The 15563-nt window shown below is 58.9% G+C and carries 18 protein-coding genes; 13 read left to right on the top strand and 5 right to left on the bottom strand.

Features of this window, described 5'->3' with window-relative positions; translation table 11 throughout:
* Positions 1–2: 2 nt before the first annotated feature.
* The 10 genes from Q0X85_RS08470 (at position 3) to Q0X85_RS08425 (ending at position 10431) form a co-directional block, all read left to right on the top strand.
* On the top strand, positions 3–656 hold the full coding sequence (locus Q0X85_RS08470; protein WP_297771363.1) for an OmpA family protein: 654 nt from the start codon (positions 3–5) through the stop codon (positions 654–656).
* A 254-nt stretch (positions 657–910) separates the two neighbouring features.
* The gene (locus Q0X85_RS08465) at positions 911–2155 is read left to right on the top strand and encodes an AAA family ATPase (RefSeq protein WP_297771362.1); all 1245 of its coding nucleotides are present in this window, start codon (positions 911–913) and stop codon (positions 2153–2155) included.
* 17 nt (positions 2156–2172) lie between these two features.
* On the top strand, positions 2173–3615 hold the full coding sequence (locus Q0X85_RS08460) for a CpaF family protein (RefSeq protein WP_297771361.1): 1443 nt from the start codon (positions 2173–2175) through the stop codon (positions 3613–3615).
* A gap of 5 nt (positions 3616–3620) precedes the next feature.
* Positions 3621–4589, top strand: a complete 969-nt coding sequence (locus tag Q0X85_RS08455) for a type II secretion system F family protein (protein ID WP_297771359.1) — start codon at positions 3621–3623, stop codon at positions 4587–4589.
* Between the two features lie 10 nt (positions 4590–4599).
* On the top strand, positions 4600–5589 hold the full coding sequence (locus Q0X85_RS08450; RefSeq protein ID WP_297771357.1) for a type II secretion system F family protein: 990 nt from the start codon (positions 4600–4602) through the stop codon (positions 5587–5589).
* A 10-nt stretch (positions 5590–5599) separates the two neighbouring features.
* The gene (locus Q0X85_RS08445) at positions 5600–6151 is read left to right on the top strand and encodes a tetratricopeptide repeat protein (RefSeq protein ID WP_297771355.1); all 552 of its coding nucleotides are present in this window, start codon (positions 5600–5602) and stop codon (positions 6149–6151) included.
* 29 nt (positions 6152–6180) lie between these two features.
* Positions 6181–7038 (top strand): tetratricopeptide repeat protein, encoded by an 858-nt coding sequence (locus Q0X85_RS08440; RefSeq protein ID WP_297771353.1) that lies wholly within the window; start codon positions 6181–6183, stop codon positions 7036–7038.
* A gap of 8 nt (positions 7039–7046) precedes the next feature.
* Positions 7047–7547: a prepilin peptidase gene (locus Q0X85_RS08435; RefSeq protein ID WP_297771351.1), complete on the top strand. Its 501-nt coding sequence runs from the start codon at positions 7047–7049 to the stop codon at positions 7545–7547.
* Between the two features lie 93 nt (positions 7548–7640).
* Positions 7641–8951 carry an ATPase gene (locus Q0X85_RS08430; protein WP_297771349.1) on the top strand — a complete coding sequence of 437 codons (1311 nt, stop codon included), beginning with the start codon at positions 7641–7643 and terminating at the stop codon, positions 8949–8951.
* A gap of 142 nt (positions 8952–9093) precedes the next feature.
* Positions 9094–10431, top strand: coding sequence for a UDP-glucose/GDP-mannose dehydrogenase family protein (locus Q0X85_RS08425; RefSeq protein ID WP_297771348.1), 1338 nt, complete (start codon positions 9094–9096; stop codon positions 10429–10431).
* A gap of 75 nt (positions 10432–10506) precedes the next feature.
* On the opposite strand, the gene Q0X85_RS08420 is transcribed toward Q0X85_RS08425, so the two are convergent.
* Positions 10507–10887, bottom strand: a complete 381-nt coding sequence (locus Q0X85_RS08420) for a hypothetical protein (protein ID WP_297771347.1) — start codon at positions 10885–10887, stop codon at positions 10507–10509.
* A gap of 186 nt (positions 10888–11073) precedes the next feature.
* On the opposite strand from Q0X85_RS08420, the gene Q0X85_RS08415 reads away from it, so the two are divergent.
* Complete coding sequence (locus Q0X85_RS08415) at positions 11074–11715, top strand: hemolysin III family protein (protein ID WP_366129624.1); 642 nt, start codon at positions 11074–11076, stop codon at positions 11713–11715.
* A gap of 39 nt (positions 11716–11754) precedes the next feature.
* Here the strand turns inward: Q0X85_RS08415 and Q0X85_RS08410 are convergent, their stop codons facing one another.
* The 3 genes from Q0X85_RS08410 to Q0X85_RS08400 form a co-directional block, all read right to left on the bottom strand.
* A complete protein-coding gene (locus Q0X85_RS08410) occupies positions 11755–11970 on the bottom strand; it encodes a DUF6455 family protein (protein ID WP_297771454.1) in 216 nt (71 codons plus the stop codon).
* A 113-nt stretch (positions 11971–12083) separates the two neighbouring features.
* Positions 12084–12440: a YigZ family protein gene (locus Q0X85_RS08405; RefSeq protein ID WP_297771345.1), complete on the bottom strand. Its 357-nt coding sequence runs from the start codon at positions 12438–12440 to the stop codon at positions 12084–12086.
* A 1-nt stretch (position 12441) separates the two neighbouring features.
* The gene (locus Q0X85_RS08400; RefSeq protein ID WP_297771343.1) at positions 12442–13152 is read right to left on the bottom strand and encodes a M48 family metallopeptidase; all 711 of its coding nucleotides are present in this window, start codon (positions 13150–13152) and stop codon (positions 12442–12444) included.
* Between the two features lie 122 nt (positions 13153–13274).
* Here Q0X85_RS08400 and Q0X85_RS08395 point away from each other — a divergent pair, with 122 nt between their 5' ends.
* A complete protein-coding gene (locus Q0X85_RS08395; RefSeq protein ID WP_297771341.1) occupies positions 13275–13508 on the top strand; it encodes a hypothetical protein in 234 nt (77 codons plus the stop codon).
* Between the two features lie 9 nt (positions 13509–13517).
* Here the strand turns inward: Q0X85_RS08395 and meaB are convergent, their stop codons facing one another.
* Positions 13518–14492 carry a methylmalonyl Co-A mutase-associated GTPase MeaB gene (meaB, locus tag Q0X85_RS08390; RefSeq protein WP_297771339.1) on the bottom strand — a complete coding sequence of 325 codons (975 nt, stop codon included), beginning with the start codon at positions 14490–14492 and terminating at the stop codon, positions 13518–13520.
* Positions 14493–14607: 115 nt separating this feature from the next.
* Here meaB and Q0X85_RS08385 point away from each other — a divergent pair.
* Positions 14608–15563, top strand: a 956-nt coding sequence (locus Q0X85_RS08385; protein ID WP_297771337.1) for a DEAD/DEAH box helicase, incomplete at its 3' end; no start/stop codon positions are given.

Below are 15563 nucleotides of genomic sequence, written 5' to 3'. Positions count from 1 at the left end.
ACATGAAACACGTTGTCGCAATTGCCGGCCTGATCGCCGCCTCGGCCTGCGCTCAGCAAGGCGAGGTCTACCGTTCCTATTACGGCGAAGCGGGTTCGCTCATTGACAATGGCCAATTCGGCGAGGCGGTGATGAACAACCATCTCGTAATGACTGGTGAACGCAGTTACGCGTATGACCTGTCTAACAGATTTGCCAACGAGGTCATGAGCACGGTCAATTTCGCGTTCAATTCCGCCGTGCTTGATGCAGGCGCGCGGGACACGCTTCGCGAGCAGGCGCGCTGGATTCGCCAGTTCCCGGAAGTGCGGTTCCGTGTTTACGGACATACCGATGCGGTCGGCTCCAACACCTACAACAAATCGCTCGGCATGCGACGGGCACAGGCCGTAGTCGCCTACCTTTCCAGCCAGGGAATCAGTCGAGCGCGTCTCGAGGCGGTGGCCTCTTTCGGCGAGACGCAGCCACTGATCGTGACGCAGGGCCGCGAGCGCCGCAACCGGCGGACCGTCACCGAGGTATCCGGCTTCGTCCAATCGCATCCAATCATCATGGACGGCAGGTACGCCGAGGTGGTTTATCGCGAATACATCAACAGTGCACAGCCTGAATCACAGATTTCAATGGTTCAGGGCGGCTCTGCGGTGGACGAGTAACCTTCGCACACGTTCTCCCTGTTCGGCCAAGGCCGAGCCAACTGAAACCCGCCCCGACTGGGCGGGTTTTTTGTATCCTGATATCGCACAATTACGATCTTTTGGCCCAAATGTCGCCCAACTTGAAGCGCATCTTCTCTGAGTGCCAAAGGTTTCCCGTCGCACGCGACCGGCTCGCCGGATGACCGCATTTAAATATCCGGCAAGCGCATTCGCGACACCCGCGTGACGACGGCAAGAACAGGACCATTAGAATGACGAGTAGTGCCATAAAACAGCCAGAACCTATACCAATCGTTGCCTGTACCATCAGCCGCGACGTGCAGAACTTCGATCTGTTAATCGAAGATATGGAGACGGCTCTCGGCGAGACCTGGGGAGATCTGGGATTCGCCGAAGCTCTGGCGTTCTTCAATCAGCCCGAGGCCGAATCTCTGGAATTCGTCGCAATTGCGATCGATGAGACGGATGAGGACGATCTCGTGATGCTTGGCGAGATCATCGTTCTGGCCAGCAAGCAAGGTATCAAGGTCATCCTGATCGCAGAGGATGTAAGCCCTGCCGTACTGCACCAGTTGCTGCGCCACGGTGCCGATGAATTCGTGCCCTATCCTCTGCCCGAAGGCGAGCTTCAGGCCGCCATTGACCGGTTGCGCAACGCTCCGGCTCCGGTTCAGCTCGCGACGTCGAGCACTCCAGCTGCTCTTGAAAAACCCACAGAAGGCGACGCCGTGATCCTCGGGGTTCAGGGGTTGTCAGGCGGAACCGGCGCCACGACCCTTGCCGTGAATCTCGCGTGGGAATTGGCTAATGTCGAAAAAACCAATCCGCCCCGTGTCTGCCTATTGGATTTCAGCCTGCAATTCGGATCAGTATCGACATATCTTGATCTGCCGCGCCGCGAGGTGGTGTTCGAGATGTGGTCCGATACAGAAGTGCTGGATGATGACATCTTCCGCCAGGCACTGGTTTCGTTTGATGACAAGCTCTGGGTTCTGACCGCCCCGTCGGACATCCTGCCGCTCGATATGATCACGTCAGAGGACGTCAACAAAGTGCTGGCCCTTGCACGCAAGCATTTCGACTATGTGATCGTCGACATGCCAGGCACGCTGGTTCAATGGACGGAATCGGTGCTGAACGCGGCGCATATCTATTTCGCCACGCTGGAGCTCGACATGCGCTCGGCGCAAAACACTTTGCGGGTCAAACGCGCCCTGCTCTCCGAGGACCTGCCGGTTGAAAAACTTCGCTATTGTCTCAATCGCGCCCCGAAATTCACCGACCTCAGCGGAAAAAGCCGCGTCAGACGCTTGGCCGAGAGCCTTGAGATCAACATCGAGCTGCAACTGCCAGACGGTGGCCGCGCGGTCTGCCAGAGCTCGGATCATGGCCTGCCGCTCGCCTCGAGCGCAGCCAAGAACCCATTGCGCCGCGAAATCGCCAAACTGGCCAGATCTCTTCACGATCTGGGCAAGAGCGACGTCGAAGCAGCTTAGGAAAAAGGGTAGAAGCGATGTTTTCCCGATATAAGAAATCTGGCGCAGCCACCAAGAGCCCGGCCAACGCCGCACCGGCTCCGGCCCCCCAAACGGCTGCGGTCGAGGCAGTCCAGTCGCAGTCCTTTCGCAAGCCGTCCCCTGTCGCCGCAGCCAAGCCGGTCGGCATCGACAAGGAGCGCAAGCGCAAGGAGCGTATCAGTGAGATCAAAATCGAGCTGCACCGTGCGATGCTCGATCACCTTAACCTGGCCGCACTCGACACCGCGACCGAGTCGGACTTGCGCGCAGAGATCAGCTCTATCGCCAGCGAAATCCTCGAAGAGAAAAGTATCGTTCTCAACCGTGAGGATCGCACACAGCTCACTCAGGAACTCTACGATGAGGTCAAAGGGCTTGGCCCGCTCGAAACGCTGCTCAAGGATGACACCGTCAACGACATTCTTGTGAACGGTCCACAGCAGATTTTCATCGAACGTGCGGGCAAGCTGGAACTCAGCGATGTCACCTTCAAGGACGAGCGTCACCTGCTGCGCATCATCGACAAGATCGTGAGCGCAGTGGGACGGCGTGTCGACGAATCGAACCCCTATGTGGACGCCCGCCTCGCCGACGGCTCGCGCTTTAACGCGATGGTGCCACCGGTCGCGGTGGATGGCAGCCTCGTCTCGATCCGAAAATTCAAGAAAGACAAGCTTGGCATCGACGAGTTGGTCAGTTTTGGCGCGTTTTCCGAGGAAATGGCCGCCTATTTGCAAGCCGCCGTCGCGACACGGCTCAACGTGATCGTCTCCGGCGGAACGGGCTCGGGCAAGACCACCACACTCAATGCCCTTTCGTCTTTCATCGACAATGCGGAGCGCATCCTCACCATCGAGGACACCGCCGAATTGCAACTCCAGCAGATCCATGTGGGCCGGATGGAAAGCCGCCCGCCCAATGTCGAGGGCAAGGGCGAGGTGAGCCCGCGCGACTGCCTCAAGAACGCGCTGCGCATGCGCCCCGACCGCATCATCGTGGGCGAGACGCGCGGCGAGGAGGTGATCGACATGTTGCAGGCCATGAACACCGGCCACGACGGCTCTATGACTACGATCCACGCCAACAATGCCCGAGACGCGATCAGCCGTCTGGAAAACATGGTCGCCATGGCCGGCATCGAGATGCCGCTCAAGGCCGTGCGCAGCCAGATCGCATCTGCTGTCAACCTCATCGTGCAGGCAAACCGCCTTCAGGACGGGTCGCGCCGAATGACCTCGATCACCGAAGTCACAGGGATGGAGGGCGATGTTATCTCGATGCAGGAGATATTCCGCTTTCAGCGCGTCGGGCTCAGCCCCGACAACAAGATTATCGGTCATTTCACCGGCACCGGCGTGCGCTCGCATTATTCCGAACGCTTCCGCCTCTGGGGCTATGACCTGCCGGCACATATCTACGAACCCATCGCAGCGGAGTAACGCAGATGACACTCAGTGCAGAACCGATTATCTACGGCCTGATATTCGTCGGCGTTCTCGTGTTGGTCGAAGGCATATATCTCACCGTTTTCGGACGCTCGATCAGCCTCAACAACCGGGTCAACCGGCGCCTTGAGATGCTCGACAAGTCTGGCAATCGTGAACAGGTCATGGAAACCCTGCGCAAGGAGATGCAGCAGCATCTCAAAGCCCGCAAGATCCCGCTCTATGCGATCCTGTCGGAAAAGGCGCAGAAAGCGGCGATTGCATTCACGCCGCGACAGTTGATCATGCTGATGGCCGGGCTTAGCGTGCTGGCCTTCATCGGCCTCTCGATCGGCACCGAGACCGCTGTACCGGTCCGGGCGGTGGTCTCTGTCGGCATCGGTGTTGGCGGTATCTTTACATGGATCAGCATGAAGGCAGGCAAGCGCATGAGCATGCTCGAAGAGCAGCTGCCTGACGCCATCGAACTGATGGTGCGCAGCCTGCGCGTCGGCCACCCGTTTTCGTCGGCCATCGGCATCGTCGCCACTGAGGTTGCCGACCCACTTGCCACTGAATTCGGGATTATCGCTGACGAGGCCGCGTATGGCCGCGACATGGGCGAAGCTCTCAAGGAAATGGCCGAGCGGCTCGACATGCAGGATCTACGCTTTCTCGCCGTGGCCGTGACCATCCAACAGCAATCAGGCGGCAACCTCGCCGAAATTCTTGCTGGTCTGGCCAAGGTGATCCGCGCCCGCTTTCGCTTATTTAGGCGGGTCAAGGCGATCACAGCCGAGGCGAAATGGTCGGGCAAGTTTCTCTCGGGTTTTCCCATCTTTGCGCTCATCGGCATCCAGGTGATCAAGCCGGATTACTATGACGAGGCGATGCTGCACCCGTTCTTCATTCCCGCCGTGCTCGTCGTGGGCGTCTTTCTGGTGCTCAATCTCATTGTCATGCGCGCCCTCGTGAACATCAAGGTCTAAGGCAGATATCATGCAAATCCTGTCCTCTATCAACGATATCCTCACCGGCGCGCTCGGGCCGTTTGGCCCCCTGATTGCGGTTGGCGGGCTGGGCGTCATGCTGGTGCTGTTCACCATCCCATTGATGCTTCGGCAAAAACAGGATCCTCTTGAAAAGCTCAAGAAGGCGAACTCGGCTGCGGCGAGTCGTCAGACAGGCGATGGCAAGACAAATCTTCGCGCTGCTGCGCAGAACAAAAAGCTCGACCGCTACGCAAGCTTTCTGGAACCACAGGACGCCAAACAACTAAGCCAGATGCGCCTGACCCTGATGCAGGCAGGTTATAGGCACCGCGACGCCGTGCGGTATTTCCACTTCGCACAGTTCGCGCTTGGGCTCGGGCTCTTGGTGTTGGGGGTCGCATACTATCTGTTGTTCAAATCCGGTACCGAGACAACGACACAGCAAACGCTTATGTATATTCTCGGACCCGCCGGTGTCGGCTACATGCTGCCCAAATACTGGATCACCAAACGCCAGCAAAAGCGCCAGGAAGAGATTCAGGACGGATTCCCCGACAGTCTCGACATGATGCTTGTCTGTATCGAGGCCGGACAATCCATGGACCAGGCAATTATCCGCGTCGCCAACGAAATCCGCGCCTCTTACCCCGCATTGTCCGAGGAATTTGAGATCGTGGCCCTTCAGATCAAGGCCGGGCGCGACAAGGCATCCGTTCTCAACGAGATGGCGGAGCGGTGTGGCGTGCAGGATATTTCTAGCTTTGTCACCGTTCTGGTACAATCACAGACCTTTGGCACCTCGATCGGTGAGGCGCTGCGCGTTTATGCCGCCGAGATGCGTGACAAACGTGTCATGCGCGCCGAGGAAAAGGCCAACAAGCTGCCGACCAAGATGACATTAGCAACCATGATGCTTACAGTACCGCCATTGCTGATCATTCTGGTCGGCCCTTCGGTTCTGGGAATCATGGAACTGATGGCCATGTCTGAGAGATAAACGGTGTGAAATGACGCGGCGGGTGGCGCTTATCCTCACAGGTTGTCTCGTATTGGCCGGATGCCTTGCCGCTCCTCAGAACGACACCCCCTTTGCCCCCGGCCCCGCGCCCGGTGCCGAGGGTGTGGACGGGCTCATCGTGGGCCACAGGCTGATGGATGCCGGGGAATACGAGCTTGCGCACAAGGCATTCACCCGCGCCGCCGTGACTCACGGCATGAGCGCCGATGTTCTGGCCGGCCTTGGCAGTGCAAATCTGGCGCTAGGACGTCTAGGCACAGCAGAGCGCCTGTTGCGCGACGCTATCAAGAGCCAAGACGCCTCACCCGAGGTCTGGAACAATCTAGGCGTCGTGCTCGTGGAGCAGCGCCAGTATCCCGAGGCCGAGCAAATCCTGCGCCGTGCCTATGCGCTCGACAATGGCGAAAGTGACTCAATCCGCGACAATCTGCGCTTAGCTCTCGCAAAATCGGAAAATTCCGATTATGGTATTGAACAAGAGCAAGATTACAAATTGGTACGGCGGGGCAGCAGCGACTATCTGATCCGCAAGATACCGTGACGAGGCAGATGCAGTAAAAGGACGCAAAAATGCGCCACCCTATTCTTGTTTCCCTGTGCGTGACGGGCGCGTTTGCGCTGTCCGCCTGCGAAAAGAGCACCGGAAACGACGTTGACCGCGCCTTCCAAAACATCAACGTCGTCGATGAAACCAACCTGAACGACGTCATGCTGACCGCCGGAGACCCCAACGAGGCGGTTGCCTATTTTCAGCGCGCGGTTGGCGAGCAACCCGACCGGATCGATCTTCAGCGCGGGCTTGGCAAGTCGCTGGTACGGGCCAAGCGCAACACCGAGGCAGTCGCCGTGTGGAGCAAGATCGCCGAGCACAAGGATGTGACCCACGATGACAAGGTCGCTCTCGCAGACGCGCTCATTCGCAACAACGAATGGGATCGCGCGGATACCGTGCTGGACAGCATCCCGCCGACCCATGAGACATTCAAGCGCTACCGCCTTGAGGCGATGATCGCCGACAGCAATCAGGAATGGAAAAAAGCAGACAGTTTTTACGAGACCGCTGTCGGCCTGACCACACAACCGGCAAGCGTGATGAACAACTGGGGCTATTCCAAGCTGACACGCGGGGATCATTCCGGAGCCGAACGCCTGTTCACAGATGCCGTGCGCCAGGACCCAAAACTATTTACGGCCAAAAACAACCTCATTCTGGCGCGCGGTGCGCAGCGCAACTATTCGCTGCCGGTCCTGCCAGTCACACAGACAGAGCGGGCGCAATTGCTCTACACGCTCGGCCTCTCTGCGATCAAGCAGGGTGACACGAATATTGGCCAGGGCCTGCTTCGAGACGCGATCGACACCCACCCCCAGCATTTCGAAGAGGCTGTGCGAAGCTTGCGGGCGCTCGAAGCGAACGTTGCAGGCTGAGCCACAAGATGACGCTCGACATAACGGCCCATTCCGCGCTCTGGTTCCTGCCCTTTGTGTTGCCGGTCTGCATATGGGCCGCATATAGCGATCTGCGCCGCATGACGATCCCGAATACCGCCGTTCTTTGTCTTGGCGGCATTTTCGTGGTGATAGGGCTAATTGCCCTTCCCTTGGCCGAGTACCCTTGGCGGCTGGTCCATCTGGCGGTCATGCTGGTGGTCGGTATAGTCATGAACGCGGCCGGTCTCATGGGGGCTGGCGACGCTAAGTTCATTGCCGCCGCGGCACCTTTCGTTGCACTCGGCGACGCGGCGACTTTGTGCCTGATTTTTGCTGCCACGCTGCTCGGGGCCTTTGTCACACACCGCGTGGCCAAGCACAGCCCGCTGCGCCGCCTCGCCCCGGACTGGAAGAGTTGGAGCACCGGTAACAAGTTTCCAATGGGTTTTGCACTGGGCGCTACGCTCGCGTTATATCTGGGTCTAGGCGCCCTGCACGGGTCCTGAGCGCCCCAGAGCTGCCCGTCCCTCTCCTTAATTTTTGCACCTTTGGCAGCCATGCTTGTGGTGAATCCAGAAGGCAGATCACAGGCAATTCTCATGAACATGCAAGTTAGCACCGGCGTTCAACCTCCCCCGCCCCCGAGCAGCCTCGAGGACATGCAACTGCCTGTCGTGATGATGCGAGACATCCTGCTCAAGACGATGTTTCGAAAGAACCTCGACCTTGCGTCGGATATCGCCGAGGCGATCTGCCTGCCACGCGCGGTCACGCAAGAACTGATCGACATGTCACGTAGCCAAAAGCTGGTCGAGGCAACCGGCACGTTGAATGCCACCTCGGGCGGCGAGATGGGGTATCAACTGACAGATGCGGGCAAGTCGCGTGCGCTCGACGCGCTGAGCCAGTCGGAATATTTCGGGGCCATGCCGGTGCCGCTTGCCGTCTATCGTGAACAGGTCACGCGACAGTCGATCCGCAATATCCAGATCACCCGTGAACAGCTGACCAACGCAATGGGCCACCTGATCCTGCCCAACGCACTGCTCGATCACCTGGGGCCCGCAGTGAGTGCGGGCCGCTCTATTCTGATGTACGGCCCGCCGGGCAATGGTAAGTCCTCGATCTCGAATGGCATCCGCGATGCGATGGGCGACAAGATCTACGTGCCGCGCGCCATCGAGTATTCCGGCCAGGTCATCACTGTTTATGACCCTATCGTGCATTCCAAGGCCGAGGTCGAGGTTGACGATCCCAACTCGCTGCGCCGCAAGCGCACCTTCGATACTCGTTACGTGCGCTGCGAGCGGCCGACCGTGATCACCGGGGGCGAGTTGAGCCTGTCGATGCTCGATCTGGTCTACAATCCAACCGCCCGCACCTATCAGGCTCCGCTGCAGCTTAAATCCACCGGCGGCATATTCATCGTCGACGACCTTGGCCGTCAGGCTGAACCGCCGCAGACGCTGGTCAACCGCTGGATCGTACCACTTGAGGAATCCAAGGATATCCTAGCCCTGCAATCGGGCGAGAAATTCGAGGTGCCATTTGATACGCTGGTTATCTTCTCGACCAACTTTCACCCCAACGCGATCTTCGACAAGGCCGCGCTGCGCCGGATTTTCTACAAGATCAAGATCGACGGACCGTGCCAATCGGATTTCCTCAAGATCTTTGCGATGGTCGCACGCAAAAAGGGCATGCCCCTTGATGAGGCAGCATTGATCTACCTGATCAAGGAAAAATACCCGACGATCGACAATGTCTATGCCAATTATCAGCCCGTGTTTCTGATCGACCAGATGATTTCGATATGCGAATTCGAGGGCATCCCCTACCAGATGACCCCCGAATTGATCGAGCGGGCATGGGCCAACATGTTCGTGCGCGAGGAAGAAATAATTCACTGATCTGTTACACTGTCGCAAGCCAAGGCCAGAAGCGACAGTCATCCCGTTTTCCTCCGATCATTCCCCTTTTCACGCGTTGACACACCTGATTTGACCGCCAATACAGGCACAATCAGAGTTTCTTCGGTAAAGGGCGTTTGGCATGAAGATCGCGATGATCGGCACGGGGTATGTTGGGCTCGTCTCGGGGGTGTGTTTCTCCGATTTCGGCCATGACGTCACCTGCGTCGACAAGAACCCCGACAAGATCAGCATGCTGGAACGCGGCGAGGTGCCGATCTTCGAGCCGGGGCTCGACACGCTCATGGCCAAGAACGTCGAAGCCGGCCGCCTGAGCTTTACCACGGATTTGGAACAGGCCATCACTGGGGCAGAGGCCGTGTTCATCGCAGTCGGCACCCCTACCCGCCGAGGTGACGGACATGCAGACCTGACCTATGTCATGGCCGCAGCCGAAGAGATTGCGCGCGCCGCCAAGGGATATGTCGTAATCGTCACCAAGTCCACCGTGCCGGTGGGCACCAACCGCGCCGTGAAAAAGACCGTGAAAAAGGCCAACCCCGCGCTCGATTTCGACGTCGCATCGAACCCCGAGTTCCTGCGCGAGGGTGCCGCTTTAGACGATTTCATGAAGCCTGACCGGGTGGTCGTTGGGGTACAGTCCGATCGCGCCGCCGATGTCATGGCCGAAATCTACCGCCCGCTTTACTTGCGGGATTTTCCGATTGTCACGACTGACTTGGAGAGTGCGGAGATGATCAAATACGCCGCGAATGCATTCCTCGCAACCAAGATAACTTTCATCAACGAGATCGCCGCCCTTTGCGAACGCACTGGCGCCGATGTGAAACACGTCAGCCACGGCATGGGTCTGGACGGGCGCATTGGCAACAAGTTCCTGCACGCAGGTCCCGGTTATGGCGGTTCTTGCTTTCCCAAGGACACCAAGGCGCTCGCGCGGATCGGGCAAGATCACGGTCTGCCCATGCAAATCACCGAAAAGGTGATCAACGTGAATGAAGAGATGAAACGCCGCATGATCGACAAGCTGCTGGATCTCTGTGATGGCTCGTTCAACGGCAAAATCATCGCGGTGTTGGGCGTCACCTTCAAACCCAATACCGACGACATGCGCGATGCGCCCGCGCTGACCATAATTCCAGCGCTTGTGGGAGGCGGCGCGCGCGTGCGTGTCACCGACCCGCAGGGCAAGCGCGAAGGGGAGGCCCTGCTGCCCGGCGTTGTCTGGCAGGAAGATCCATATAAATGTGCAAACAATGCCGACCTTGTTGTGCTTTTAACGGAATGGAATGAGTTTCGCGCGCTCGACCTCAAACGCTTGGCACGCAAGATGTCCACGCCCCGCATGGCCGACCTGCGCAACATCTACTCGGTCAAGGACGCCAAACGTGCCGGATTCGTGGCCTATGACAGTATCGGGCGCGCCCCGTTCCGCCAGCCTTCTCTCCGACCCGAGTAAAGGCGCCTTGAAAAGGCACGTTACTCTAATGACACCATTGCAAATTCAAAGTTCATCATACCCCGTATCGGCAGTTCACTCAACCTGCCGCCCCTCCAGCACGTCGAACGGCTCCAAGCTATCCCCGTTGACCCATGCATATGCACCATCTTCTGTGCGTACCATGGCATAAGGTGTCCACCCTGTGCTGCGCCACCAGCTCTCATAATTGTTTGTCTCGGCATTGACACGCCAGCGGCCCTCATCAGGACGCCCGACATCCGGCACATATATCGTCGTGCCATCGCTCTTGAAAAATTGACGATACGGCGCGCTCGACCAACTGCCGACAATGGTGTTGCCTGAAAGCAAGGCTTCGATCGCGGAAGCGTTGACGCGTGTAGGGTCAGCATCTGCGGGTAAACCATACCCTATGGCCAGCCCCCCTAAAACACCCACAAAAAAACGGCGTTTCATGCCCTAACTCCTTCTATTATCAGGTGTAGTATCGCAAATCTTATATTATTGCGCGACTCGAATGTTATATTTGGCGGCCGCGTGAATTTCCCCAACGTCACCCTGAATTTGCCAAATTCTCCGTTTATTCCCTGTGATATTATGAGAAAATTAACTACCTAAGATAAGATTGGATGGATGATAACCATGTCTTACCCAGCATATTCGCGCGCGGAGCGGCTCGCCGACGGGGCAGTTCACGTTGCAGGGATTTTGGCCGCGCTTACCGGGATAGGAGTGTTGTTTGCCATGTTGGCCTTGCGCATGGACGGGGTGACACTGGCATCCACCATCGTCTATTCCGGCGCTTTGTTGCTGATGCTTGCAGCCTCTGCGGCGTACCATCTCTATGCCCACACAGTCGCGCGCCCGGTGCTCAGACGCTTGGATCATGCAGCCATATACGTAAAGATCGCAGGAACGTTTACACCGCTCAGCGTGCTTTTGGGCACAGCCTTCGGCTATGCGATCCTAGGCCTCGTTTGGTGTCTCGCCCTATTCGGAGCAGCTACAAAGATCATGGCCAAACGCGGCCATATGACGACCGGTTGGCTGCCTTATGTGGCGCTCGGTTGGATCGGAGTCACACTCTTCATTCCGCTCGCCGCCATTCTCCCAAGTACGAGCCTCGCACTTCTGGTCTGTGGCGGATTGCTCTATACATTCGGTGTCGTGTTCTACGCTTGGGACAGTTTGCGCTTCGCCAATGCCATTTGGCACTTTTTTGTTGCCATAGCCAGCGCTTGCTTCTTCCTCGGCATAACCTCGGCGCTTGCCACCCGGATTTGAGCCCCGGATCACACTGAACGCTTAGATGAAAACATGCGATCAGGCGTGACGGCCCGTTTTGAGACGCGCGAAAACATCGGAATTGCGGCAATACTCCGGCGTCGCCTCAGCGCTCTTGTTCTCACCGAGCCAACGCTCGCACTCGCCGGGATTCGCGCAGCCCGTACAAGCCAGAACAACATCGTCCAGCGCATCAAAGGTCATATGACCTTCCATTATTTTCTGTTCCAAATCAACGCCAAGCCTATTGGCCATGTCATCCACAAGCGCGGCGTGACGTTTCAGGGTTATGGTACGTTGCATGCCATCTCTCCTTTTCGGTGCACCGCCAGTTTTCCAGCCGACGCCGCATCTTGCCTTGACCTGTATCAAGCCGAGTAATTTTCCAGATAGGCACGCACGCAATCCTGAACGTGGCGAAACCGGTCACCACCCAATTTCTTTCCTCCGTACCAACGCGTTACGACGATCACATGATCCCGCAATTCGGCCCTCTCCAGCATTCGCAAGATCACTTGTCCAGCACCTGCCTCTCCATCGTCACCTTTGAGCGGTGTGCCATCAGACAACAGGACGGCCCAAGTATTATGCGTCGCACGGGCAAACTTCTTGTCTCTTTTCAGAGATTTGATAAACGCGTCAACCGTTTCACGGTCATGCGCCATGCCACCGGACACCGCATAGTTCGAGCCTCGATCACTGACAACGCCCTTGAGTTGCCGCATATCAGAGCCCGGCCGCTACCCGACGCACGGTATCGATGCGCTGCGCATTCGGGGGGTGCGTCCCGAGAAAGCGGTTTCCCGGATCCGGAATTTGAGTGAAGAATTCCGCACCTTGAACCGGGTTGTACCCGGCCCTGTGTGTGATGACGGTACCAAGCGCGTCTGCCTCTAATTCGAAATTCTTCGAGTAGCTTCGCGCGCCTACACCCGCACCGATATCGACAGCCTGATCCACGACACTCTGGTTCGCGCCGGTAATCGCCGCCAGACCACCGAGCAAGATCGCACCTGCCGCCGCATTTTGCTGCTGACGCGGAATATGCCCGGAAATGTGATGCGCCGCCTCATGTCCCATTACAAAGGCCAGTTCATCTCGATTACGCACTTGGGCAATCAACGGCAACGTGAAGGCAAGTATCGGCCGGCCGGCCCTGTCCACCGTCTGGTAAGCATTCGAGGGCTGCCCGGGTCGGTCATCGACCACGATCCTGAAGTCGCAGTTCAAACCCGGCGCACGTGCGCGGCACTCACGCTCGGCAACCGGTTCAACCCTTTCCACGACTGTCATGAACTGTTGTACCTGCGCCCGCGTCGGTGCTTTCGCAACTGGACGGGGCGTGTCCTGCGGAGCAGGTCGTTCCACAGGCCCACTGTCCACCACATCGACGCAACCTGCCAGCACCAGCAGACCAAGTACAGAAATCCACCTCATCATTCGCCCCCAGTCAAAACGCATCCATCCTACGTTTTAGCAGGGTTTCCACACCTTGAAAGCCCCATCATTCGGCCTCGCTCACCCCTTGCAAAGACTCGCCAACCGGTTAGGCTGGCATCATGTTTTCGATTGAGCACGACTTTGACGCCACCGTGATCACTCTCGTGGACGAGGGAACGCAGCCTTTGGGCGAAGATGTCATCGTGAATGCATTCGAGGAATGTGTGACGATCGAGCAATATGATCCGCGCACGGACAAAACGCACAAAGTTACCTTGTCGATGACACAACTACGAGACCTTGGGGCCGCACTTGACTTGCCAGAGGGCGTCTATGTCCAAACGACGGACTAGAGTTGATTTTCAATCTCCGAGGTGTTTCACGACCTCTGAGGCAGCAATCGTCGGTGTTACCTCGCCAGTCGCGACCCGCTCTGCATAATCTTGCATCATCGCCTTGGCAGCCGGCGTCTCCAGCTTTGCCAAAAGGCAGTGCCGGATTTCCTGTTGAAACCAGTACCGCGCCTGCTCGGCGCGACGTCCGGCGAAATGACCTGTCTCACGGCGCCAGTCCACAAGAGCCGTCATCTCATCCCACGCGCGTGCCAGACCGTCCTCCTGCAAGGCCGAAACTGTCATGGCCTTGGGAAATCCCTCCGGATCCTGCGGACGTTTTCGTAACAACCTCAGAGCACCCGCATAGTCAGAGCACGTCCGGGTCGCGGCTGGTTTCAAATCGCCATCAGCCTTGTTCACAAGGATCAAATCGGCCATTTCCATGATGCCCCGCTTGACGCCTTGCAATTCGTCCCCCCCGGCGGGTGCGAGCAAAAGCACAAAAATATCGGACATTTCCGCGACCACCGTCTCGGATTGCCCAACTCCCACCGTCTCGATCAGCACCGCGTCAAAGCCAGCAGCCTCGCAGAGAGCCACCGCATCGCGGGTGCGCCGCGCCACTCCGCCGAGATGGCTCTGACTGGGCGAGGGACGGATAAAGGCGCCGGGGTCACGGCTCAGCCGCTCCATCCGCGTCTTATCGCCGAGGATCGAGCCACCGGAGCGCGCCGAGCTGGGATCAACCGCAAGCACAGCCACGCGAAGCCCTCGCGCAGTCAGCATCATCCCGAAACTCTCGATAAAGGTCGATTTCCCGACTCCCGGCGTCCCCGAAAGACCTACTCGAATCGCCTGCTTTTCAACAGTCTTCAAGGTCTCCATCAATGCGGCCGCCTGCGCGCGGTGATCGGCGCGCCCGCTCTCGACCAGAGTGATCGCCCGCGCAAGCGCACGCCGATCTCCCACAATGATCTTGTCGCTCAGTTCAGTGATATCCATGCGCCCGGCCAGAGAGATTGTTTGCGTTGCGCCTTCATGCCTTGCCCGGGCCGCGAATGTCCAGACCGGGCACGCCCCTCTGGCCAATCGCGCGCGGCTGTCGGATAAGCGGGGGATGACACGGACCTTGCCCATCCATGATGCGATCCCCGCCCTGATCGACGCAGTGCGCGGGCGGGGCCGTGCGGTGTTGCAGGCCCCGCCGGGCGCGGGCAAGACCACCGTGGTGCCGCTGGAGATGCTGCGCGCGGGGTTGACGACGGGCCGCATCCTGATGCTGGAGCCCCGCCGTCTTGCCGCGCGCGCCGCCGCCGAGCGGATGGCACAGACACTGGGCGAAGGTGTTGGCGAGACCGTCGGCTACCGCATCCGGGGCGAGGCAAAGATTGGCCGCGCAACCCGGATCGAGGTGGTGACCGAGGGCATTCTGACCCGCATGCTCCAATCGGACCCGGACCTGCCGGGCATCGGCGCGGTGATCTTCGACGAGTTTCACGAACGCTCGCTCAATGCCGATCTGGGTCTGGCGCTCTGCCTCGAAGTGGCGGGGGCACTGCGCGAGGACCTGATCCTGCTGGCGATGTCGGCCACGCTCGATGCCGGACCGGTGGCGCGGCTGATGGGCGATGTGCCGATGGTCACCTCTCAGGGGCGCAGCTTCCCGGTCGAGACCCGCTGGCGCGACCGTCCACGCCGCAAGGCGCAGCGATTCGAGGAGGGCGTGGCCGATCTGGTGGCGCAGGCGGTCGCGGAGACGGAAGGCGGCGTGCTGGTCTTCCTGCCCGGCGAAGGCGAGATCCGGCGGGTCGAGGCGTTGCTCAAGGGCCGCGTGCCGCTGGAGTGTCAGATTCGCCCGCTCTTTGGCGCGATGGAGTTTGCCGCACAGCGCGCCGCCATCGCCCCGGTGGCGCAGGGCCGCAAGATCGTGCTCGCCACCGCCATCGCCGAAACCTCGCTGACGATTGAGGATATTCGCGTCGTGGTCGATGGCGGTCGGGCGCGGCGCGCGCGGTTCGATCCCGGCTCGGGCATGTCGCGGCTGGTGACCGAGCCTGTGACCCGCGCCGAGGC

The sequence above is a fragment of the uncultured Roseovarius sp. genome (assembly GCF_947259555.1).
In the GTDB taxonomy this organism is placed as follows: Bacteria; Pseudomonadota; Alphaproteobacteria; order Rhodobacterales; family Rhodobacteraceae; genus Roseovarius.
This window is presented reverse-complemented; position numbering and strand designations above follow the sequence as displayed.

Coding starts and splice junctions, on each gene's coding strand:
- Q0X85_RS08470 (WP_297771363.1), top strand. CDS start 3: ATGAAACACGTTGTCGCAATTGCCGGCCTGATCGCCGCCTCGGCCTGC.
- Q0X85_RS08465 (WP_297771362.1), top strand. CDS start 911: ATGACGAGTAGTGCCATAAAACAGCCAGAACCTATACCAATCGTTGCC.
- Q0X85_RS08460 (WP_297771361.1), top strand. CDS start 2,173: ATGTTTTCCCGATATAAGAAATCTGGCGCAGCCACCAAGAGCCCGGCC.
- Q0X85_RS08455 (WP_297771359.1), top strand. CDS start 3,621: ATGACACTCAGTGCAGAACCGATTATCTACGGCCTGATATTCGTCGGC.
- Q0X85_RS08450 (WP_297771357.1), top strand. CDS start 4,600: ATGCAAATCCTGTCCTCTATCAACGATATCCTCACCGGCGCGCTCGGG.
- Q0X85_RS08445 (WP_297771355.1), top strand. CDS start 5,600: ATGACGCGGCGGGTGGCGCTTATCCTCACAGGTTGTCTCGTATTGGCC.
- Q0X85_RS08440 (WP_297771353.1), top strand. CDS start 6,181: ATGCGCCACCCTATTCTTGTTTCCCTGTGCGTGACGGGCGCGTTTGCG.
- Q0X85_RS08435 (WP_297771351.1), top strand. CDS start 7,047: ATGACGCTCGACATAACGGCCCATTCCGCGCTCTGGTTCCTGCCCTTT.
- Q0X85_RS08430 (WP_297771349.1), top strand. CDS start 7,641: ATGAACATGCAAGTTAGCACCGGCGTTCAACCTCCCCCGCCCCCGAGC.
- Q0X85_RS08425 (WP_297771348.1), top strand. CDS start 9,094: ATGAAGATCGCGATGATCGGCACGGGGTATGTTGGGCTCGTCTCGGGG.
- Q0X85_RS08420 (WP_297771347.1), bottom strand. CDS start 10,887: ATGAAACGCCGTTTTTTTGTGGGTGTTTTAGGGGGGCTGGCCATAGGG.
- Q0X85_RS08415 (WP_366129624.1), top strand. CDS start 11,074: ATGTCTTACCCAGCATATTCGCGCGCGGAGCGGCTCGCCGACGGGGCA.
- Q0X85_RS08410 (WP_297771454.1), bottom strand. CDS start 11,970: ATGGCCAATAGGCTTGGCGTTGATTTGGAACAGAAAATAATGGAAGGT.
- Q0X85_RS08405 (WP_297771345.1), bottom strand. CDS start 12,440: ATGCGGCAACTCAAGGGCGTTGTCAGTGATCGAGGCTCGAACTATGCG.
- Q0X85_RS08400 (WP_297771343.1), bottom strand. CDS start 13,152: ATGAGGTGGATTTCTGTACTTGGTCTGCTGGTGCTGGCAGGTTGCGTC.
- Q0X85_RS08395 (WP_297771341.1), top strand. CDS start 13,275: ATGTTTTCGATTGAGCACGACTTTGACGCCACCGTGATCACTCTCGTG.
- meaB (WP_297771339.1), bottom strand. CDS start 14,492: ATGGATATCACTGAACTGAGCGACAAGATCATTGTGGGAGATCGGCGT.